Below are 15643 nucleotides of genomic sequence, written 5' to 3' on the forward strand. Positions count from 1 at the left end.
CGCAAGTGGCGCCCTACCCCTATCTCGCGGACAGCCCCTTCCCCCCTTTTCAGCAGGCAGTTCTTTTTTCATGCGCTATTTCCTCGACACTGAATTCAACGGATTTGCAGGCGCGCTGATCAGCGTCGCGCTGGTGCCGGAATTTGGCGACGATGAATTTTATGTGTCGCTGCCCTTGGCGGAGGAGCCGCATGGATGGGTGCAGCGCAACGTTATCCCCTATCTGCGCCATGTGCCGCCGGGGATAGACATGGAGCTGGGCCGGGTGGAAGCGGCGCATCATCTGGCCGATTATCTGGCGGGCGATCCGGAGCCGGTGATCGTCGCCGACTGGCCGGAGGATCTGGCGCATTTCTGTGCGCTGCTGGTGACCGGGCCGGGGCAGATGGTGGATATGAACGGGTTGCAGTTGCAGCTGGTGAATGCAGCGGGATTTAGTGCGGCGGCGAATAGCAGGATACCGCATAATGCGCTGCATGATGCGCGGGCTTTGCGGGATTTTTGTTTGGGGAATTGAGGAGTGAGATGTTCCCTCTCCCCTTCAGGGGTCGATGAGAGGCGCGTGACTCTCATCGAGGTTAGGGAGAGGGGAGCGAGGGTTGACTTTACAGTCCCCTCTCCCGCCTTCGCTTCGCTCGGCACCTCGGCCAGAGTCACGTGCCTCTGGCCGACCCCTGAAGGGGAGAGGGGAATTTAGACAGCACTTGTCATCCCGGCGAAGGATTGGATGGCGCGTTATCGCCTGAGACCCCAGCTTCCGCTTGGTGACGGATTTAAGCACAGTGCCCGCTTGCTACTCCACAGCCCCAAAACGGATCGAGGCCCGGTCCTGCTTGCGCAGGCCGAGCCTCATTCCCTCTCCGAACCGATGAACGGATCAGCCGTCGTAGTCGCCGCCGACATTCTGGTTGCGCGGCGGGGCTGCGGCGGTGAGGCGCAGGGCCTCTGCCGATTGGGCGATCGATCCGATTTCGTCCGGCGTGTCGTCGTCGTCGATCTGCACCTTTTGCAGCGACCCAACGAGCGAATCATGCAATTCGGCCGGGAGAACGGTTTCTTCAGCGATCTCGCGCAGGGCGACGACCGGGTTTTTATCGCGGTCGCGGTCCAACGTCAGTTCAGCGCCGCCGGAAATCTCACGGGCGCGCTGCGCCGCAAGCAGGACGAGGTCAAAACGGTTGGTAACCTTGTCGACGCAATCTTCGACGGTAACGCGGGCCAAACGGGCGCTCCTGGCAAAATGATGGAAATCGTGAGGGCAGCGCCTATCAGCGGGCGGGCGGGGAGTCAATGAAAAGCCCATAAAGCCGTGGCGCATAGCGGCAATTAGGCGCATGAACGGGATATGGCGACCAACCGGCAGTCCCCAGCGAAGAGCGACGAGGCCGGGATCGGCCTGTCCATCCGGGGGCACCGGCTGGACGTGATCGAACATGGTCCCGCCCTGCGAGAGACGCTGATCGGCCTGATCGATGGCGCGCGAGACAGCCTGAAGCTCTATTATTACATCTTCGCCGCCGATGAGAGCGGGCGGATGGTGCTGGATCGGCTGATCGCGGCCCGGGGGCGCGGCGTTGCCGTGACGTTGATGATCGATGCGTTCGGATCGACCGACACGCCGGTTAATTTCTTCGACCCGTTAATCAAGGCGGGGGGACGGTTTGGCCGATTCGGCGCGCGGCGGTCCACCCGCTACCTGATCCGCAATCATCAGAAGATGACGATCGCGGACGACCGGCGGCTACTGCTGGGCGGGTTCAATGTGGAGGATGCCTATTTCGGATTGCCCGAAGAGGATGCCTGGGTGGACCTTGGCCTTTTGATCGACGGGCCGCAGGTCGCGGCGATGACCAACTGGTATGGGCAGCTGTGGCGGTGGGTATCGACCAGCAAGCAGAGTTTCCGCACAATGCGGCGGATGGTGCGGCATTGGCACCCGTCGCTGCACCATGACCCCGATGATCCGATGCGATGGCTGATCGGTGGGCCGACCCGGCGCTTAAGCCCCTGGGCACAGGTGGTGAAGCATGACCTGGAGCATGCGCGGCGGGTGGACATGGTGGCCGCTTATTTCTCGCCAGGACGCGGCATGCTGAAACGCATTGCGCGCGCGGCGCGGCGAGAGGGCGCGCGGCTGATCCTGCCGTCCCGGTCGGACAATGGCGCGACGGTGGCGGCGGCGCGGCTGCTCTACGGACCGCTGCTGCGGCGCGGGGTGGAGATATGGGAATATCAGAAGCGCAAGCTGCACATGAAGCTGATCGTCATCGATGACGCGGTCTTCATCGGATCAGCCAATTTCGACATGCGCAGCCTGTTCCTGAACCTGGAGATCATGCTGCGGATTGAGGACAAGGCGCTGGCGGACGAAGCGAGGGACTTCATCAGCCGTCGCGCAGAGGAAAGCCGACAGATCACGCTGGAACGCTACAAGGCCCAGCGCGGTGTGCTGACTTTGGTGAAGCAGTGGATCAGCTATTTCCTGGTGGGGGTGGTGGATTACACCGTCACCCGGCGGTTGAACTTCCGCAATCCGGACGCGGATTAAGAGGGGTCGCTCCGGGGCGGCCGTCAGGCCAGCGCTTCCTCCGCCGGGGTAAAGGGCAGGTCCAGCGCCTGAGCCACCGCCTGATAGGTCACTTTGCCGTCCCAGACGTTGAGCCCCGCGAGCAGATGCGGGTCGGTTTGCAGCGCCTTCTTCCACCCCAGATCGGCGATGCGCAGCGCATGCGGCAGGGTGACGTTGTTGAGCGCGTAAGTGCTGGTACGTGCGACCGCGCCGGGCATGTTGGCGACGCAATAATGGACAATGCCATCGACGATATAGGTCGGATCGGCATGGGTCGTGGGATGGCTGGTTTCGAAACAGCCGCCCTGATCGATCGCGACGTCGACCAGCACGGAGCCTTTCTTCATGGTCTTGAGCATATCCGCGCTGACCAGCTTGGGCGCGGCCGCTCCGGGGATCAGCACGGCGCCGATGACGAGGTCCGCGTCCGCCACGCATTCGGCCAGATTGGCGCGATTGGAAAAGCGCGTCTTGGCCCGCGCCTCGAAATAGATGCCGAGCCGTTCGAGTACTTCGGGGCTGCGGTCGAGGATGGTGACGTCCGCGCCCAGGCCCGCCGCCATCTGCGCCGCGTTGAAACCGACGACCCCGCCGCCGATGACGCAGACCTTGGCCGGAAGGACGCCGGGCACGCCGCCGAGCAGCACGCCTCGGCCGCCATTCGCCTTTTCCAGCGCCGTCGCGCCCGCCTGAATCGACATGCGCCCGGCTACCTGACTCATGGGCTTTAGTAGCGGGAGGCCGCCGCCAGCGTCGGTGACCGTTTCATAGGCGATGCAGACAGCGCCCGACGCCATGAGGTCACGGGTCTGATCCGGGTCGGGCGCGAGATGAAGGTAGGTGTAGAGTATCTGGCCCGGGCGCAGCATGGCGCGTTCCTCGGGCTGCGGCTCCTTCACCTTCACGATCATTTCGGCCGCTTCGAACACGTCGCGCGCACTCGGGACTATCTCGCCCCCGGCACGGGCGTACAGCGCGTCATGCGCGCCAATCCCCTCCCCCGCACCGCTTTCCACCAGCACCCGATGGCCATGGGCCGCCAGCTCATGCACGCTCTCAGGCGTCAGGCCGACGCGATATTCGTGATTCTTGATCTCCCTGACCGTGCCTACAATCATGTTCAGCCTTTCCGTTCTGGAGAGATGGCGCATCTGGATAGGTTATCGCCGGAAATGTAGCTATTGTTCCTGAATGTAGGTTGCGGCCGGACATTTGCCTATCCGTCACGGTCTACGTAGCGCGACGGCGGGTGACGTAGCGCCGCGAAATTGAAGCAGGAAAGTCGCGGCATCCCCTTGCCACCCGCCGCGCCGCACGATAGGGAGCCGCCTTCCAGTGCATGCGGAGCGGTGGCCGAGTGGTCGAAGGCGCTCGCCTGGAAAGTGAGTATACGTCAAAAGCGTATCGAGGGTTCGAATCCCTCCCGCTCCGCCACCCATTCAATCTCATTCATTCGCATTTGGCCGGAAACCCTCGGTTTTCCGGCATTTTCGTGCATTTCATTCGTCCGTAATTGTCCCGGTTTGTTCTCATTCAGCCGGTCTGCCATATGGCAAGATCTATGGTATGCGATTCGGGGAATATGGTATGGGCGTGCTGACCGACGCGAAGCTACGGGCCGCCAAGGCGGGCGAGAAGGCTTACAAGCTGTCCGATGGCGAGCAGCTATATCTGCATGTCTCGAAAGCCGGTGGCCGCGTTTGGCGGATGAACTACCAGTTCGGGCGCAATGACAAAGGCAAGCCGGTCCAGAAAACGCTGACGATCGGCACGTATCCGGCGATCTCCTTGAAAGATGCGCGCGACGCGCGCGACGCGGCGAAGGCCCTCCTGGCTAAAGGTGTCGAGCCCAAGCCGGTGGATCTGTTCGAGCGTGCCCCCGTTCCCGTTGACACTCGGCCCACCTTCAAGGCGGTCGGACTAGCTTGGCACGCGCTGCAGCAGCGGCGCTGGTCGAAGATCCACGCCAAGGACGTCATGGAAAATCTGGAAAGCGACGTTTTCCCGGCGCTGGGGCATCTGCCGATCGATGACATTCAGGCCCCGGCGGTGTTCACGCTGTTGCAGAGCATCGTGGATCGCGGGGCCGTCGAGACCGCGCACCGGACGCGCCAGCGCATCAGCGCCATATTCGTCTATGGCATCGCCACGGAACAGGCGACGCGCGATCCTGCGGCCAGCCTCGCCATTGCGCTGCCGAAGAAGCCGAAGGCCAAGCCGCAGGCGGCGGTGACGACGATCGGCGAACTCAGGCAGCTGATTATCGATTGCGAGGCCGAGCGATGCCGCGCGCCGACGAAGCTGGCGCTGCGGCTGCTCGCGCTGACGGCGGTGCGTCCGAACGAATTGCATGGCGCGCGCTGGGCTGAGTTCGAGGATCTGGAGGGGCCGGATCCGCTGTGGCGTATCCCGGCGCACCGGATGAAGGGCGACGCGGACCGCAAGAGCGAGATCGAGGGTTGTCATCTTGTGCCGCTGGCACCGCAAGCGGTGGCGATCTTGAAGGTGATGCGGTCATTGACGGGGGATCTGGCGATCATCTTCCCCAGCGATCGGCATGCGCATCGGCAGATGAGCGAAAACACGCTGCGTGCGCTGTTGATCAGAGCCGGATATTATCAGCGGCATGTGCCGCATGGGTTCCGATCGGCTTTTTCGACTATCATGAATGAGCGGTGCGAGAGAGCGTGGCGAGCAGCTGGGCACACCGGCGCTTCACCGGACCGGGCAATCATAGATTTGATGTTGGCCCATGTTCCCAAGGACAAGGTCGAGGGCGCATATAACAGAGCGGCTTATATGGAACGCCGCCGGGAACTCGCCGTCGAATGGGCAGATCTGCTGGTCGGTGATATGTGGCCGCCGGAAGTTCACATCGGCGCGCCGATCAGGTGGGCCGCGACCGGGCCGGGTAAGCCCGGTCGCTGACCGTCAGGCGGCAAGGTTGCCAACCCATGCGTCAATTTCACTCTCGACCCATCGGGAACATTTATATCCCATCTTCCGCTGTGCCGGAAATTTGCCGCGCTTGATGAGGGCGTATAGGTGCGTCCGCGATAGGGACGTGCGGCGCATGACCTCATCGATCTTCAATAGCCGTTCGGGTTGATGCGCGATCATGCCGCCAGTTTCCTTTCCGCCGTGCCCGCGATCTTCTCGCGGGGTGGTATCCAGAAGGTCGGGGCGAAGGGCCGACCTTGAAAGTCCATCATGGGGGCGCGGCGCTTGTCCCACACCACCCACATATAGTCGATCTTGCCATGATCGTATGCGTTGTCGCCCAGCTGCTCGATGATGTTGCCGGGGGGCATGGATGGCCGTTCGCACAGGATCCACACTCCGATCGGCGTCTCGTCCGTGAAAAGCCGGTAGCGGCCTTCGCTCGCGAGCCATTTCAGGGGCAGCAGGGCGCAGACCTTGTGCGTGGCGATCGACAGGGCGCGGCGGATGCACTTTTCCGCCAGCCCCCGCACAAGGCGGCCATTCTGGAAAGAGAATGGCGGATTGAAGATGATCGACAGGCCACCGCCCGCCTCCAGCAGATGGCGTTGGTCGCCCAGCAGGTCATGTTCGCCCATGAACAGCCGGTGCCCGGCGGCGCGGTCGAATAGGTCCGTGCCATAGGCGTTGAAGCCGCGTTCGGCCAGCGCCTCCGGGATATGAAGCTGGCCGCAGCAGGGATCCAGATAGGTGACGTCCGATTCCAGGGCGATCATGTCGAGCAGGCGGTGCGTCACCCACTTTTCCTCGACATACCAATCCCATGGGTGGCGGGTGCTGCCCTTCGGGCGCGCAGTGAGTTCGCCGCTCACGCGATTTCCGCCTCGAATTCGATATCCGTGGATCGGACGGTGCCCCTTATTCCCATGTTGTGCGAAGGGCCGTAGCCTTCCACGAATTCACTGACGAAAGGGCTCAGATCGTGGATACCGCGCGCCTGCAGCTGGGCTAGATGCTCGGCATGTTCCTCGATCGTGTCGAATGCAAAGAAATGCTGGCGGAATTCGGTCATGAAGCGGCTGTCAAATTTGGCGTCATCGAGCGTTATATCGATTGTCTGCGTGACGCTGATGCGGAACGTCTTCATGCGGCATGTCTTTCCTGAAAAGTGGCGGCACGGAATTCGAGCAGGGGGATTGCCCAGACCTGCACATAAAGGTGCGCCCAGCGCCAAATGGCGTAGAGGTTGCGATAATGCGGGGTGTCGGCGACGGCCTTGTCAAGCGCGCGGCGCGCGGTGGCGACGATGCCCATCCAGCCTTCCTGATCGGTCGGATTGGGTGGCCGGCCTACGCCGGTCAGTTCCTCGCGGATCAGCGTCGGGATGCCCAGCTTGCGGGCGATCAGCACGGCGAGGATATGCCACTGCGCCATGTCGGCGTTGCGGGCCTCGATCAGACGCCAGCGTTTGTCGCCGTTGCCTGCCTTGCGGATCTCTTCGGCCCATGAGGCGTCGCGGCTTTCGCAAACCGCGACGATCGCCGCCCAATGCTCATCCGTGGTCATGGCCCACGGCGCGGCTGTCATGGCTGCACCGCCTTCCTGCCCGCCTCGGTGATGGACCAGCTGGCATAATAGCCAGCAGGAGTGCTGCCGTGGGCGATGTAGCCCCAGCGTTCGAGGCGGCGCAGCATGTTGCGGGCCTGCGGCAAGCAGCGCCGACCAGCGATCAGGTTGCAGGCGCGCGCGACCTGCCATGTCATGGCCCGCGCGCCTTCTGCCAGAAAGGTCAGGGCGGTGTGCTCCTGCAGCGTCAGCCTGCGAGCATCAGCAGCCTGCGGCGGGTGCATGTTGGTCATGAAATCCGTCATGCGATCATGCTGGGCCTGTTCGACGCTGGCGGCGCAGTCAGGGCAGCGCACGAATGGCGCGCCGGAGCAGTCCATGGAGACCAAGGCCCAGCCCTTGGGAATGTCCTGCGTCGGGCTGTTATGCTGGCTCCCGCAGTCGGCGCAGATGAAGGTGAAACGGGCGAAGGTGGGGATCATGTTCAACGGTTTTCTCCCTTGGCGCTGGCCAATGCGTGGGCGATGATGAAGGGGATGGCGAACAGGGCCGCGATCAGGAAAAGCGCGCGGATCGCGCCCTTGATCGCCAGTCCGGTGCGGCGGTTGCTGGATCCACCGGGGGCGCAGGAATCACAGGCGCAGCCGATGGGATGGATGGGGGAAGACCGGCGGCCCATCAGTCGAGCCCCAGCGCGGTCAGGTAGGTGTCGAGGATCGCCTCTTCTTCCATCAGCGCGTCGCGGTTCTTCTTCCGCCGCGCGATGATGTCCCGCATGACCTTGTTGTTGTAGCCGGTGGCTTTGGCTTCGGCGAAGACGTCGGCGCGATCATCCTGCATCCCGGCAATCTCGCCGTCGATGCTTTCGATCCGCTCGATGAACTGGCGCAGCTGCTGCGCGGCGGCGTCGGGATTAGCCTTGATGGGATCGGGCACGATCCGCTTTTTCTTGCCTTTGGGCACCGGCCCGGTGGTCGCGGGCACCAACTGGTGGACGAAGCCGCCCTTGCCATCGGGAACGGACGCCATGCGCATCGGGCGCGCGGGATCTGCTACAGTTTGAGACTGCATGATTGCCTTCCTGTTCATGGGGTGGGGGTGTTGTCGGGCCGGTTGAAGACCCAGCAGTTGACGGTCTTTCCGGTGCGGGAATTGACCGGCTTGTGAGCGATGAACTTCCGCGCCTTGCTGGATTTCAGCAGCCGCTTGAGCTCGTTCATCGGGGGGAGGGAAAGCCGCAGATCGCCGCATTTCTGCTCGAACTGGACAAGGTTGATCGCAAAGACGTCGTTGGTGCGGCTGTGATCAATGGGCCGGTCCGTCGTGTCGGATTCCTGCGCCGCGATCCAATCGAAGCGCTCCCAGAATAGCTCGACATGGGGATGATCATGTTCGACCAGGCGCTGCCGATCGGTCAGCATTTCCCGGATAAAATCGTGCGTGGCATCAGCCGCGGCTTTCGGGATTTTGTTCACCACGATCTGCATGGCGTCGAACATCGCGGCCAGCTGGGCATGGTTCAGCGCCAAGCGGTTGTTGCGGATCCCGCGCTGTTTCAGCATCGCGTCGCGGTGCTGGGCGAAGCGCTCCCGGTAGCATTTCAGGATTTCCGCCTCTTTGCGGACGATGTGGACGATGAAACCCGACACGTCGTCGCGGTCGATCCGCGCCACCTTCTCAGCCGCTTCGCGGGTATGCTCGCCCCAGCCCGCCTTATCGATCGTCAGGCCCATGATGCGCTCGCGCATAGCCGGGGACGCCTCGACCGGATCGTTTTGCACGATGGCGATCGCGCCCCGGAATGGCGGCTCGAATGTCTCCATGCCGCCGTTGGCGATGGCGCGGGTGCGGACCGCGCGCCCGTTATAGGCCGTTTTCAGTTCGTCCCATTCAAAGCGGCGGCTGTGCGGCGTTTCCTGATTGCGGTCGCCCTCGATCAGCACCACCGGCAGATTGCCGACCTGTCCCAGCGTGCGGGAAATACCGGCATTGGTAGCCTTGGTCGGGTCGAAGCCCTCATAGTTGCCGACGCGGCCCATCAGCTTCCACAGGAAGGCGATCAGCGTGGATTTGCCGGTGCCGGGAGGGCCGGTCACTTCGAGAAAGCCAAGGGAATCCTGCGCGGCGCGGACCTGCTCGGCAAAGAGCGACAGCACCCAGAATGTCAGGACGACATAGCCCTTTGGCCCCCAAGCCTCGTAGACCGGCTGCAGCCATTCGAGATTGAGGCGGTCCGCGTCATAGTTGATCTTCAACAGGCGGTCCGCCGTGCGCAGCTTCACCGCCTTGCGGGAAAAGACGAAATAGTCGTCCTTGTTGACCTTCTCGACCTTGCCATTGCTGACGCCGATATCGCCGAGCAGATAGGCTTCATGGTCGATCGAATAGCCGGTGAACTGGATCGCCTCGACCATGCGGATGCTGGCCCACTGGCGCTGCATCAGCTTGTCCAGATGCCCGGTCGCGCCGGTCCACTGCGCGCCGGGGGCGACCGATGACAGGCGCTTCTTGAACTCGGCACCGGCCGACAGGTTGGCACCGGAAAAGGTGGCCTTCACTGGCTCGCGGCGCGGCTGTCCTTTCATGCGGGGGAAGTCGATGCGGAGGAAATATGCGCCTTCTTCGATATGGGCGTCCTTCTGGAAATACAGAGTGCGGAAGGTGCAATTCGCCAACTCAGTGATGTCGGCGGCCTGTCGCGCGGCCTGCTCCCACTGATCCTGATAAGGCAGGGATGCGATGGTCGGATCGGTTTCGCGCAGCCCTTCGAGGATGCTTTCGATCCGCTCCAGCGAGAATGACGCCCACAGCTGGCGCTGGTTGAAGATCAGGGGGAAAGAGGCGGTCTTGAACCGCTTGTAGATCAGGAACGCCTTTTCATCGGCGCTGCCCGCGATCGTGACGTCGCCCGCCCAGAGATATTCCTCGATATGGTTGGCCTTGAGCCGATCGGCTTGGTGCAGGTCATTCCAGTCCCGCTTCTCGCCCTCGCCATCCATCTTGACCTGCGCCGCGCCCGCTATCCAGCCAGCCTTGCGGGCCTCGGCGACATGGCTGATCGTATATTCGACACCGGCAGCACCCTGATCATAGGCGAAGATCAGGCGCGGCCCGGCCCCTGCTTCGGGATTGTCGCCAATGGCCTTGCGCAGATCAGCCAGGAAACGCTTGGGAAAGTTGTTGCAGGACATGGCCGACACCGCGACGATGTCATTATGCCGCAGGGCGATGGCGTCGAAGATGCCTTCCGCGATCCAGATTTCCTTGGCGCGGGCCAGCGTTTCGATGGTGTCGCCGGGATAGGTCCAGACATGGCCGCGATAGCCGCCGCCGTAGGAAAAGGTGGCCTTCTTGTCGCCGAAGCGGTGAGCCTGATCTATCAGCCGCTGCCAGTAGCCGCCGCCGGGCATCGGGAATCGGACGGTGGCCGACCCGATATTCAGTTCGGGATCCTGATACCATTCCTGAGTGTAAGCGCCCTTGAGCGGCGCGATGTCGAGGCCGCGCGCGGCGATCAGATAGGCGTCGGCGGCGGCGTTGGGGTTCTTCGGCGTCGCCTTGTAACGCTTCGACCAGTCATCGAAAATTTCAGGGTAGAGCGACTTGGTTTCGCCTTCCCATCCGCATTTTTCGACGCGGCCACAGCGAAGCACCCAAGGATGGCCTGCGGGCGTCCACAGGGCCTTTTTGTCGTTGCATTGGGGGCACTTCCCCTCGCGCAGGAAGCCGCCACGCTCGCGGAGATTATAGTCTTTGATCAGGCGGGCTGTGACTTCGCGCAGTATGTCTTCACGCATGGGGACAGGTTCTCAGGCAATAAGGGACCGTTCCCGGCGATGGGGTGCGCCGGGCTGGGTTCTGTTCGTCGGGATCGTGTCGGCTAGGCCGAGCGGCTAGGTCTGGGTGGCTACGGCATCGGCAGGCTCGCTGGGCGGACCGTTGTCGTTGTCGGCGCGGTCATTCGCGGCGGCGTGCCATGTGGTGAGCGGCAGCACGGCCAGCGGCGTCGGGAAGCGGCTCGCTTTGGTGCTGCGCACCGCGACCATCTCGACAACAAATTCATGCCCGCAGGCGTCAGGATTGCGGCAGCGATAGTAAAGCTCCCGAAAGAGCGTATCATTCTTGCCCACAGCCCGAGAATGGGCACGGCCCCCGCAGGCCGGACAAGTGACATGTGGCAGACCCGACATTCAGCTTTCCCCCAGTTTACCCTGCGCGGCACTATTGCCGGACAGGAATGACCTGAGACGGGTCAGCAGCCGGTTCATCGACCCGCTCGCTTCCTCGGTCTCCTTGATTGCGTGATGGATCTCTGTGGGAGACGCGCCGGGCTGCATCGCGTGGATGCTGCTGCTGATCGCGTCCGCCGTCTCCAGCGATGCCTGGGCGATGTCGTCGGCCAGCGCCGCGCGACATGCCATTGTGTTCGACAGCGCGACGTCCAGCTGGCGCGCATAGCTTTCGAGGATTGGGGCAAAGCCGCCGCCCGCTTCCATGAAGGCCCGATCGAGGGCGATGGCCTGATCGAGCGTCGGCATGCTGGCCTTGTCGCTCTCGCTCCAATAGCGCACCGCGCGCTTCGATCGCCGCGTGATCTTGGCCGCCTGCTCCCAGCCAATAAGGCCGACTGCCGTTGTGATGGCGAGGGAGAAGGTGAGAGGGGCGCGGACCTTCGTCATTTCAGCACACCCGCCTTGCGCAATGCGCCGATGGCAGCGCCGACCTGCAAGCATTTCACATGTCCGAAGCGGGCGACCATTTCCGCGAGGGCGGTCAGCAATTCCGGTGCCGCTGCCGCGATGCGTGCGGGCTCTTCCTCTTCCATCCAAGCTACAGCCTTGCCGTAGTTGCCCGGCTCGCAGATGAAGAAGCCCGCAGGTTCGCCGATGCCGCGCGTAAGACGCCCGTCCTCGACATGCCAAGACACCTTGTTTTCGGGCAGTTGCATGTCTAGATCCATGCTCATGCTCCGGGCCGCCCAACGGCGCACATGGCGAAGAGGGTCGCGCTGCTGATAAGCAGGAAGATGACGGCGCTAAACCAGCGCGGCAGCTGCGGCGCTGGTGCCGGTTGGTCGCGGATGGTCAGCCCTTCTGGCACCACAAAGGTATGGCGCGCGGCGAAGCGGCCCCGGAGCGAATAGGTTCGCGCGGCGTTTTCGGCGCAAAGGGATGATGAACCTTTGCCCGAATGTTCGGAGCGCAGCGTGTCGACTATCCCGTTTTCGGCGCGGTCTGCGCGATCAGACTGCGATGGCGCATTGCGCCCGGTCGCCTGTGTCTCGAAGGAAAGCATTCCGTTTGGTCCTTTCAAGCGGATCGGTTGGGCGGGGGTGCGAGCCTCGCCCAACCAATTTCAGGTCAGGCGGCGACTGCCGCCGGGTACGCTGCCCGGCCTGCTGCTATGGCGGCGCGGGCTGCTGCGGTGAGCTCGAGAGGTTGCCCCTTCCGCACATTGCCAAGCGTTGCCTGGGCGCGGACTGCGGACCAAAGATCGCGGCGCGTGACGCGCAGCTGGGTTTCCAGTTCCGTGACGCTCATCGGGTGCGTGGCGTCGAAGAGAGCGTTCAGCAGGCGAGCCTGCGCATCTTTGGCGAAGGACATCAGGCGACATCCCTCCGTTGCGTTTTCGGCTTCCGATCGCAAGCGACGGGACGGCTGCGGTCCGATAGGATTGGCCCACATTCCTCGCCGGGATCTTCCGGCGCGACGGTCAGGGAGGCCGGGTAAATGTCGGGGCGCAGATGATGACGTGACACGCCGTAGAGATCCTCAGCGGTCAGCACATATTCGGCGGGCAGCAGCTTCGATTGGTTGATCCAGCGCCAGACCTTCGGCTGCGAAACCTGAAGGTCACGCGCCATCTGGCTGTCGCTGCCCGCGCGGTCGCGGCACAAAACGAGCGCTTCGTAAGGGGTTAGGTCTTCATCCATGAATAGACCTATACGTAACTGAATAGCTCCTTGTCAACGTATTCGTTGGGTGTCTGGCTATTCATTTTCGTATAGGCAGCAGCACATGGCTGATATCATCGGTTCCCGGCTCGAATGGCTCATTCAGGATCGTCGCACCAGCCAATCGGCATTGGCTCGTGAGATCGGTATTTCCCAGCCTTCCGTGGGCCGCTTAATCTCCGGAGAGACGCGCGAAACCGGGAAAATCCTTGAACTGGCGCGCGCGCTTAAGACATCGCCGGAATATTTGGTCGGGGAGACGGACGATGATGCTCCATCTGCGCGCGTGGTCGTGGTGGCTCCCGGCGATGTTGCAGATGATGATGGCGACACTGTCGAGATCGACAACATCAATCTGTCCTATGGCATGGGCGGCACCTTTCTCGACACGACGCACATCGACGTCGAAAAGGTCAAATTTTCCCGCAGCTGGCTGAACCAATTCACTACGACACCGCCGCATCTGCTCTGCAGCGCGACAGGCATTGGTGATTCGATGATGCCGACCATCCATGACAGGGACGTGGTCATTATTGACCGATCGCAAACCACGCCGGAGATGGGCGACAAGATCTGGGCTGGCATCTTCGCCGGGCTGGGAATCATCAAGCGGCTTCGCGCGCTGCCAGATGGCAGCATGCGGATCAGTTCAGACAATCAGCTGGTGCGGGACGAGATTGCCGCTGACGGCGAACTGTTCATCGTCGGTCGCGTCATAGCGGTGGTGAAGAGGCTCTAATGGTCACGCCAGTGGGTCGCCTGCCCGCTATGTCGCTGGCGGTTGTCGGCGCGCGATTCCCGAACAACGACGGATCTGACCGCCGCCGCGAGATCCTGCTATGCGTGCCCGGGGAGCCTGTCGAGTTGCGCCCAGAGCCGCATAACAAGGCGGACGCGCGGGCCGTGGCGGTGCTTTCGTGTCGAGGGGTGCAGATAGGCTATCTCACGGCGGAGCGATGTGGCCGGATTTCCCAGCTGTTGGAACAATGCCGCGAAGTGCAGGCGATCTTTCAGCAGACCTCGCCGTCCGGCGCGTGGATCCGTGCCGCATTCGATGGAGAAATCCCGCAGCTTCCCGCGACCATGGTGCAGGACAATGGATCTTTGGATGACGGGGGCGACACGGGTTTCTATTCAGATGAAATCTGGCCTGACGATTAGGCGCTCAACGGGGGAAAAATGAGAAATTTCGCAGCCTTCTGCACGCTGATGGCGTGCCTGATTGTATTTGTCGCGTCCATCATTGCCTTGGTGCGACCCTTGCCCAAGGTCGGATTGGGGACGCGGAAGCGCGCGCTGTCTGGCGTCGGGGTTGCGTTCGCGCTGTTCATCGTGACCGCCGCTGTGATGCCCCCGCCGACATCCAGCGCCGACGCCGCAGATGCAGGGCAAGCGCCTGCGAAGGGCACGGTGGCTGCCTCTGACGAACAGATCGCCGAGGTTAAGGCGTTCGCCGACACGAAATTCGCAAGCGTGAAGGTAGACCTGAAACAGGGCTGGAGCGAAGAGGATCTGCCTGTGCAGGCCGCGATGGTGGTCGAGGCCGCCGGTAAAGCGATCAAGGCCGGTGCCGCCGACCTGCCCCCACCCATTGAGACGATCGACTTTTGGTTCACCGCGCCGCTTTTCGATCTCTACGGGAAGGAATCGCGGAGCAAGGTGCTGCAGTTCCGCGTCAAGACTGCGGATCTGCGGCAGGTCCAATATGGAAAGATCGCACCGCAGGGCATGCTGGAATTCGCCGAGGACGTGTATGTCAGGCCAGCAGCGCGCCAAGGGGTTGCCGAATATTGCGCGGACAACATGCGGTCCAATGGGCTGTTCTGCACAAAGGTAGCCGGTTAGCCCAAGGTAGAAAGGCGGCAGAACCGCGCCGTCGCAGGTCTTGAAGGGGTATGAGGGGCGAGATGACGCCAGAGGAAAAGGGCAGAGCCAAACGCTTCAACGAGGTTCATAAGAATCTCGGCGCGCTCTGGGGGAATGCCAGTATCGGCTTTTTTGCAGGCGGCCTGGGTCTAGTGTATAGTGAAAAGGCGCAATCGACCTATCTTGAGTTGTGGGCGTTCTTGCTAGGGATCATGTGTGCTGCAATGTGCTTGGCCGCGCCGCAATTTATGAGGGACGAGGACTGATCATGTCGAACACGTTCCAGATTATCTTTCCCGTCTTTGGGTTGGCGTTCGTCGTGTCGACGTTTGCTTTCATGGTAATCCGTACTCACCGATATGATGCTCAGCTTGCCGCTGCTCGCAAGCGTAACGAAGGCGCACAGGCTCATGTCGCTGATGTTTCAGATGGACTATCGATGGGGACGCTGCTGAACCCGGCAAATTACGCCGACATGAAGCGGCAGCATGAGGAAATTTCGGCGATGGCTCACGAAGCCGTCAAGGCGGCCAACAAGGTTGGAAAATTCGCCGGTGGCGGTGTTTTCGTCGATCTAAGCGGCATTTCGGGCGATGCGCCATCTTATCTTGGGAGTGCCACCCTATTTGAGCGTGCCTCTGGTTTGACGCGGTTCATCCTGACCGGGCGTGATCCGCGGACGGGCCAGTTCATGTCTGCAGAGGATGTGGAAAACGCTATCACGAAGCGCGCAGAAAATCACGACTAGC

Annotated in this window: 24 protein-coding genes and 1 tRNA gene; 9 read left to right on the plus strand and 16 right to left on the minus strand. The window is 62.3% G+C overall.

All coding sequences use genetic code 11. The features are described 5' to 3' along the window. Positions 1–70: 70 nt before the first annotated feature. Entirely contained in the window at positions 71–517 is a 447-nt protein-coding gene (locus tag ACYU81_RS05015) for a hypothetical protein (RefSeq protein WP_449474674.1), read from the plus strand. A 360-nt stretch (positions 518–877) separates the two neighbouring features. Here ACYU81_RS05015 and rpoZ read toward each other — a convergent pair whose 3' ends face one another. Further along, positions 878–1222, minus strand: a complete 345-nt coding sequence (gene rpoZ, locus ACYU81_RS05020) for a DNA-directed RNA polymerase subunit omega (protein WP_196224478.1) — start codon at positions 1220–1222, stop codon at positions 878–880. 123 nt (positions 1223–1345) lie between these two features. On the opposite strand from rpoZ, the gene ACYU81_RS05025 reads away from it, so the two are divergent. Next, positions 1346–2548 (plus strand): phospholipase D-like domain-containing protein, encoded by a 1203-nt coding sequence (locus ACYU81_RS05025; RefSeq protein ID WP_460986627.1) that lies wholly within the window; start codon positions 1346–1348, stop codon positions 2546–2548. A gap of 23 nt (positions 2549–2571) precedes the next feature. Here the strand turns inward: ACYU81_RS05025 and ald are convergent, their stop codons facing one another. Then, positions 2572–3687 carry an alanine dehydrogenase gene (ald, locus tag ACYU81_RS05030; protein WP_460986628.1) on the minus strand — a complete coding sequence of 372 codons (1116 nt, stop codon included), beginning with the start codon at positions 3685–3687 and terminating at the stop codon, positions 2572–2574. A gap of 225 nt (positions 3688–3912) precedes the next feature. On the opposite strand from ald, the gene ACYU81_RS05035 reads away from it, so the two are divergent. Continuing rightward, positions 3913–4003, plus strand: a tRNA-Ser gene (locus ACYU81_RS05035). 132 nt (positions 4004–4135) lie between these two features. Further along, positions 4136–5497, plus strand: coding sequence for a tyrosine-type recombinase/integrase (locus tag ACYU81_RS05040; RefSeq protein ID WP_460986629.1), 1362 nt, complete (start codon positions 4136–4138; stop codon positions 5495–5497). 3 nt (positions 5498–5500) lie between these two features. Here the strand turns inward: ACYU81_RS05040 and ACYU81_RS05045 are convergent, their stop codons facing one another. From ACYU81_RS05045 to ACYU81_RS05110, 14 genes are all read right to left on the minus strand, one after another. After that, a complete protein-coding gene (locus tag ACYU81_RS05045) occupies positions 5501–5689 on the minus strand; it encodes a helix-turn-helix transcriptional regulator (RefSeq protein ID WP_460986631.1) in 189 nt (62 codons plus the stop codon). Then, positions 5686–6381: a hypothetical protein gene (locus tag ACYU81_RS05050; protein ID WP_460986633.1), complete on the minus strand. Its 696-nt coding sequence runs from the start codon at positions 6379–6381 to the stop codon at positions 5686–5688. The genes ACYU81_RS05045 and ACYU81_RS05050 overlap by 4 nt, the downstream gene beginning before the upstream one ends. Continuing rightward, entirely contained in the window at positions 6378–6656 is a 279-nt protein-coding gene (locus ACYU81_RS05055; RefSeq protein WP_460986635.1) for a hypothetical protein, read from the minus strand. The genes ACYU81_RS05050 and ACYU81_RS05055 overlap by 4 nt, the downstream gene beginning before the upstream one ends. Continuing rightward, positions 6653–7096, minus strand: a complete 444-nt coding sequence (locus ACYU81_RS05060; protein ID WP_460986636.1) for a hypothetical protein — start codon at positions 7094–7096, stop codon at positions 6653–6655. The genes ACYU81_RS05055 and ACYU81_RS05060 overlap by 4 nt, the downstream gene beginning before the upstream one ends. After that, positions 7093–7563, minus strand: a complete 471-nt coding sequence (locus tag ACYU81_RS05065) for a hypothetical protein (RefSeq protein WP_460986638.1) — start codon at positions 7561–7563, stop codon at positions 7093–7095. The genes ACYU81_RS05060 and ACYU81_RS05065 overlap by 4 nt, the downstream gene beginning before the upstream one ends. After that, positions 7560–7754: a hypothetical protein gene (locus ACYU81_RS05070; protein WP_460986640.1), complete on the minus strand. Its 195-nt coding sequence runs from the start codon at positions 7752–7754 to the stop codon at positions 7560–7562. Before ACYU81_RS05070 ends, ACYU81_RS05065 begins: the two co-directional genes overlap by 4 nt. Continuing rightward, positions 7754–8146 (minus strand): DUF2312 domain-containing protein, encoded by a 393-nt coding sequence (locus ACYU81_RS05075; RefSeq protein ID WP_460986642.1) that lies wholly within the window; start codon positions 8144–8146, stop codon positions 7754–7756. Before ACYU81_RS05075 ends, ACYU81_RS05070 begins: the two co-directional genes overlap by 1 nt. Positions 8147–8160: 14 nt before the next feature. Continuing rightward, positions 8161–10872, minus strand: coding sequence for a toprim domain-containing protein (locus tag ACYU81_RS05080; protein ID WP_460986644.1), 2712 nt, complete (start codon positions 10870–10872; stop codon positions 8161–8163). Positions 10873–10968: 96 nt separating this feature from the next. After that, entirely contained in the window at positions 10969–11265 is a 297-nt protein-coding gene (locus tag ACYU81_RS05085) for an ogr/Delta-like zinc finger family protein (RefSeq protein ID WP_460986646.1), read from the minus strand. Beyond that, positions 11266–11754, minus strand: coding sequence for a hypothetical protein (locus ACYU81_RS05090; RefSeq protein ID WP_460986648.1), 489 nt, complete (start codon positions 11752–11754; stop codon positions 11266–11268). Further along, entirely contained in the window at positions 11751–12035 is a 285-nt protein-coding gene (locus ACYU81_RS05095) for a hypothetical protein (RefSeq protein ID WP_460986650.1), read from the minus strand. The genes ACYU81_RS05090 and ACYU81_RS05095 overlap by 4 nt, the downstream gene beginning before the upstream one ends. Positions 12036–12037: 2 nt before the next feature. Next, positions 12038–12370 (minus strand): hypothetical protein, encoded by a 333-nt coding sequence (locus ACYU81_RS05100; protein ID WP_460986651.1) that lies wholly within the window; start codon positions 12368–12370, stop codon positions 12038–12040. A gap of 65 nt (positions 12371–12435) precedes the next feature. Beyond that, the gene (locus ACYU81_RS05105) at positions 12436–12678 is read right to left on the minus strand and encodes a hypothetical protein (protein WP_460986652.1); all 243 of its coding nucleotides are present in this window, start codon (positions 12676–12678) and stop codon (positions 12436–12438) included. Next, positions 12678–13007, minus strand: coding sequence for a YdaS family helix-turn-helix protein (locus ACYU81_RS05110; RefSeq protein ID WP_460986654.1), 330 nt, complete (start codon positions 13005–13007; stop codon positions 12678–12680). The genes ACYU81_RS05105 and ACYU81_RS05110 overlap by 1 nt, the downstream gene beginning before the upstream one ends. A gap of 85 nt (positions 13008–13092) precedes the next feature. Here ACYU81_RS05110 and ACYU81_RS05115 point away from each other — a divergent pair, with 85 nt between their 5' ends. The 5 genes from ACYU81_RS05115 (at position 13093) to ACYU81_RS05135 (ending at position 15642) form a co-directional block, all read left to right on the plus strand. Beyond that, the gene (locus tag ACYU81_RS05115) at positions 13093–13767 is read left to right on the plus strand and encodes an XRE family transcriptional regulator (protein WP_460986656.1); all 675 of its coding nucleotides are present in this window, start codon (positions 13093–13095) and stop codon (positions 13765–13767) included. Continuing rightward, positions 13767–14189: an HIRAN domain-containing protein gene (locus ACYU81_RS05120; protein ID WP_460986658.1), complete on the plus strand. Its 423-nt coding sequence runs from the start codon at positions 13767–13769 to the stop codon at positions 14187–14189. The genes ACYU81_RS05115 and ACYU81_RS05120 overlap by 1 nt, the downstream gene beginning before the upstream one ends. An 18-nt stretch (positions 14190–14207) precedes the next feature. Then, complete coding sequence (locus ACYU81_RS05125; RefSeq protein WP_460986660.1) at positions 14208–14873, plus strand: hypothetical protein; 666 nt, start codon at positions 14208–14210, stop codon at positions 14871–14873. Positions 14874–14935: 62 nt separating this feature from the next. Further along, positions 14936–15160, plus strand: a complete 225-nt coding sequence (locus tag ACYU81_RS05130) for a hypothetical protein (RefSeq protein WP_460986662.1) — start codon at positions 14936–14938, stop codon at positions 15158–15160. 2 nt (positions 15161–15162) lie between these two features. Next, on the plus strand, positions 15163–15642 hold the full coding sequence (locus tag ACYU81_RS05135; protein ID WP_460986664.1) for a hypothetical protein: 480 nt from the start codon (positions 15163–15165) through the stop codon (positions 15640–15642). The last annotated feature ends 1 nt before the right edge of the window (position 15643 follow it).

It is taken from the genome of Sphingobium sp. TomTYG75 (assembly GCF_054771635.1).

Coding starts and splice junctions, on each gene's coding strand:
- ACYU81_RS05125 (WP_460986660.1), top strand. CDS start 14,208: ATGAGAAATTTCGCAGCCTTCTGCACGCTGATGGCGTGCCTGATTGTA.
- ACYU81_RS05025 (WP_460986627.1), top strand. CDS start 1,346: ATGGCGACCAACCGGCAGTCCCCAGCGAAGAGCGACGAGGCCGGGATC.
- ACYU81_RS05040 (WP_460986629.1), top strand. CDS start 4,136: ATGCGATTCGGGGAATATGGTATGGGCGTGCTGACCGACGCGAAGCTA.
- ACYU81_RS05130 (WP_460986662.1), top strand. CDS start 14,936: ATGACGCCAGAGGAAAAGGGCAGAGCCAAACGCTTCAACGAGGTTCAT.
- ACYU81_RS05110 (WP_460986654.1), bottom strand. CDS start 13,007: ATGGATGAAGACCTAACCCCTTACGAAGCGCTCGTTTTGTGCCGCGAC.
- ACYU81_RS05060 (WP_460986636.1), bottom strand. CDS start 7,096: ATGACAGCCGCGCCGTGGGCCATGACCACGGATGAGCATTGGGCGGCG.
- ald (WP_460986628.1), bottom strand. CDS start 3,687: ATGATTGTAGGCACGGTCAGGGAGATCAAGAATCACGAATATCGCGTC.
- ACYU81_RS05080 (WP_460986644.1), bottom strand. CDS start 10,872: ATGCGTGAAGACATACTGCGCGAAGTCACAGCCCGCCTGATCAAAGAC.
- ACYU81_RS05015 (WP_449474674.1), top strand. CDS start 71: ATGCGCTATTTCCTCGACACTGAATTCAACGGATTTGCAGGCGCGCTG.
- ACYU81_RS05045 (WP_460986631.1), bottom strand. CDS start 5,689: ATGATCGCGCATCAACCCGAACGGCTATTGAAGATCGATGAGGTCATG.
- ACYU81_RS05115 (WP_460986656.1), top strand. CDS start 13,093: ATGGCTGATATCATCGGTTCCCGGCTCGAATGGCTCATTCAGGATCGT.
- ACYU81_RS05075 (WP_460986642.1), bottom strand. CDS start 8,146: ATGCAGTCTCAAACTGTAGCAGATCCCGCGCGCCCGATGCGCATGGCG.
- ACYU81_RS05085 (WP_460986646.1), bottom strand. CDS start 11,265: ATGTCGGGTCTGCCACATGTCACTTGTCCGGCCTGCGGGGGCCGTGCC.
- ACYU81_RS05070 (WP_460986640.1), bottom strand. CDS start 7,754: ATGGGCCGCCGGTCTTCCCCCATCCATCCCATCGGCTGCGCCTGTGAT.
- ACYU81_RS05100 (WP_460986651.1), bottom strand. CDS start 12,370: ATGCTTTCCTTCGAGACACAGGCGACCGGGCGCAATGCGCCATCGCAG.
- ACYU81_RS05120 (WP_460986658.1), top strand. CDS start 13,767: ATGGTCACGCCAGTGGGTCGCCTGCCCGCTATGTCGCTGGCGGTTGTC.
- ACYU81_RS05135 (WP_460986664.1), top strand. CDS start 15,163: ATGTCGAACACGTTCCAGATTATCTTTCCCGTCTTTGGGTTGGCGTTC.
- ACYU81_RS05095 (WP_460986650.1), bottom strand. CDS start 12,035: ATGGATCTAGACATGCAACTGCCCGAAAACAAGGTGTCTTGGCATGTC.
- ACYU81_RS05090 (WP_460986648.1), bottom strand. CDS start 11,754: ATGACGAAGGTCCGCGCCCCTCTCACCTTCTCCCTCGCCATCACAACG.
- ACYU81_RS05105 (WP_460986652.1), bottom strand. CDS start 12,678: ATGTCCTTCGCCAAAGATGCGCAGGCTCGCCTGCTGAACGCTCTCTTC.
- ACYU81_RS05055 (WP_460986635.1), bottom strand. CDS start 6,656: ATGAAGACGTTCCGCATCAGCGTCACGCAGACAATCGATATAACGCTC.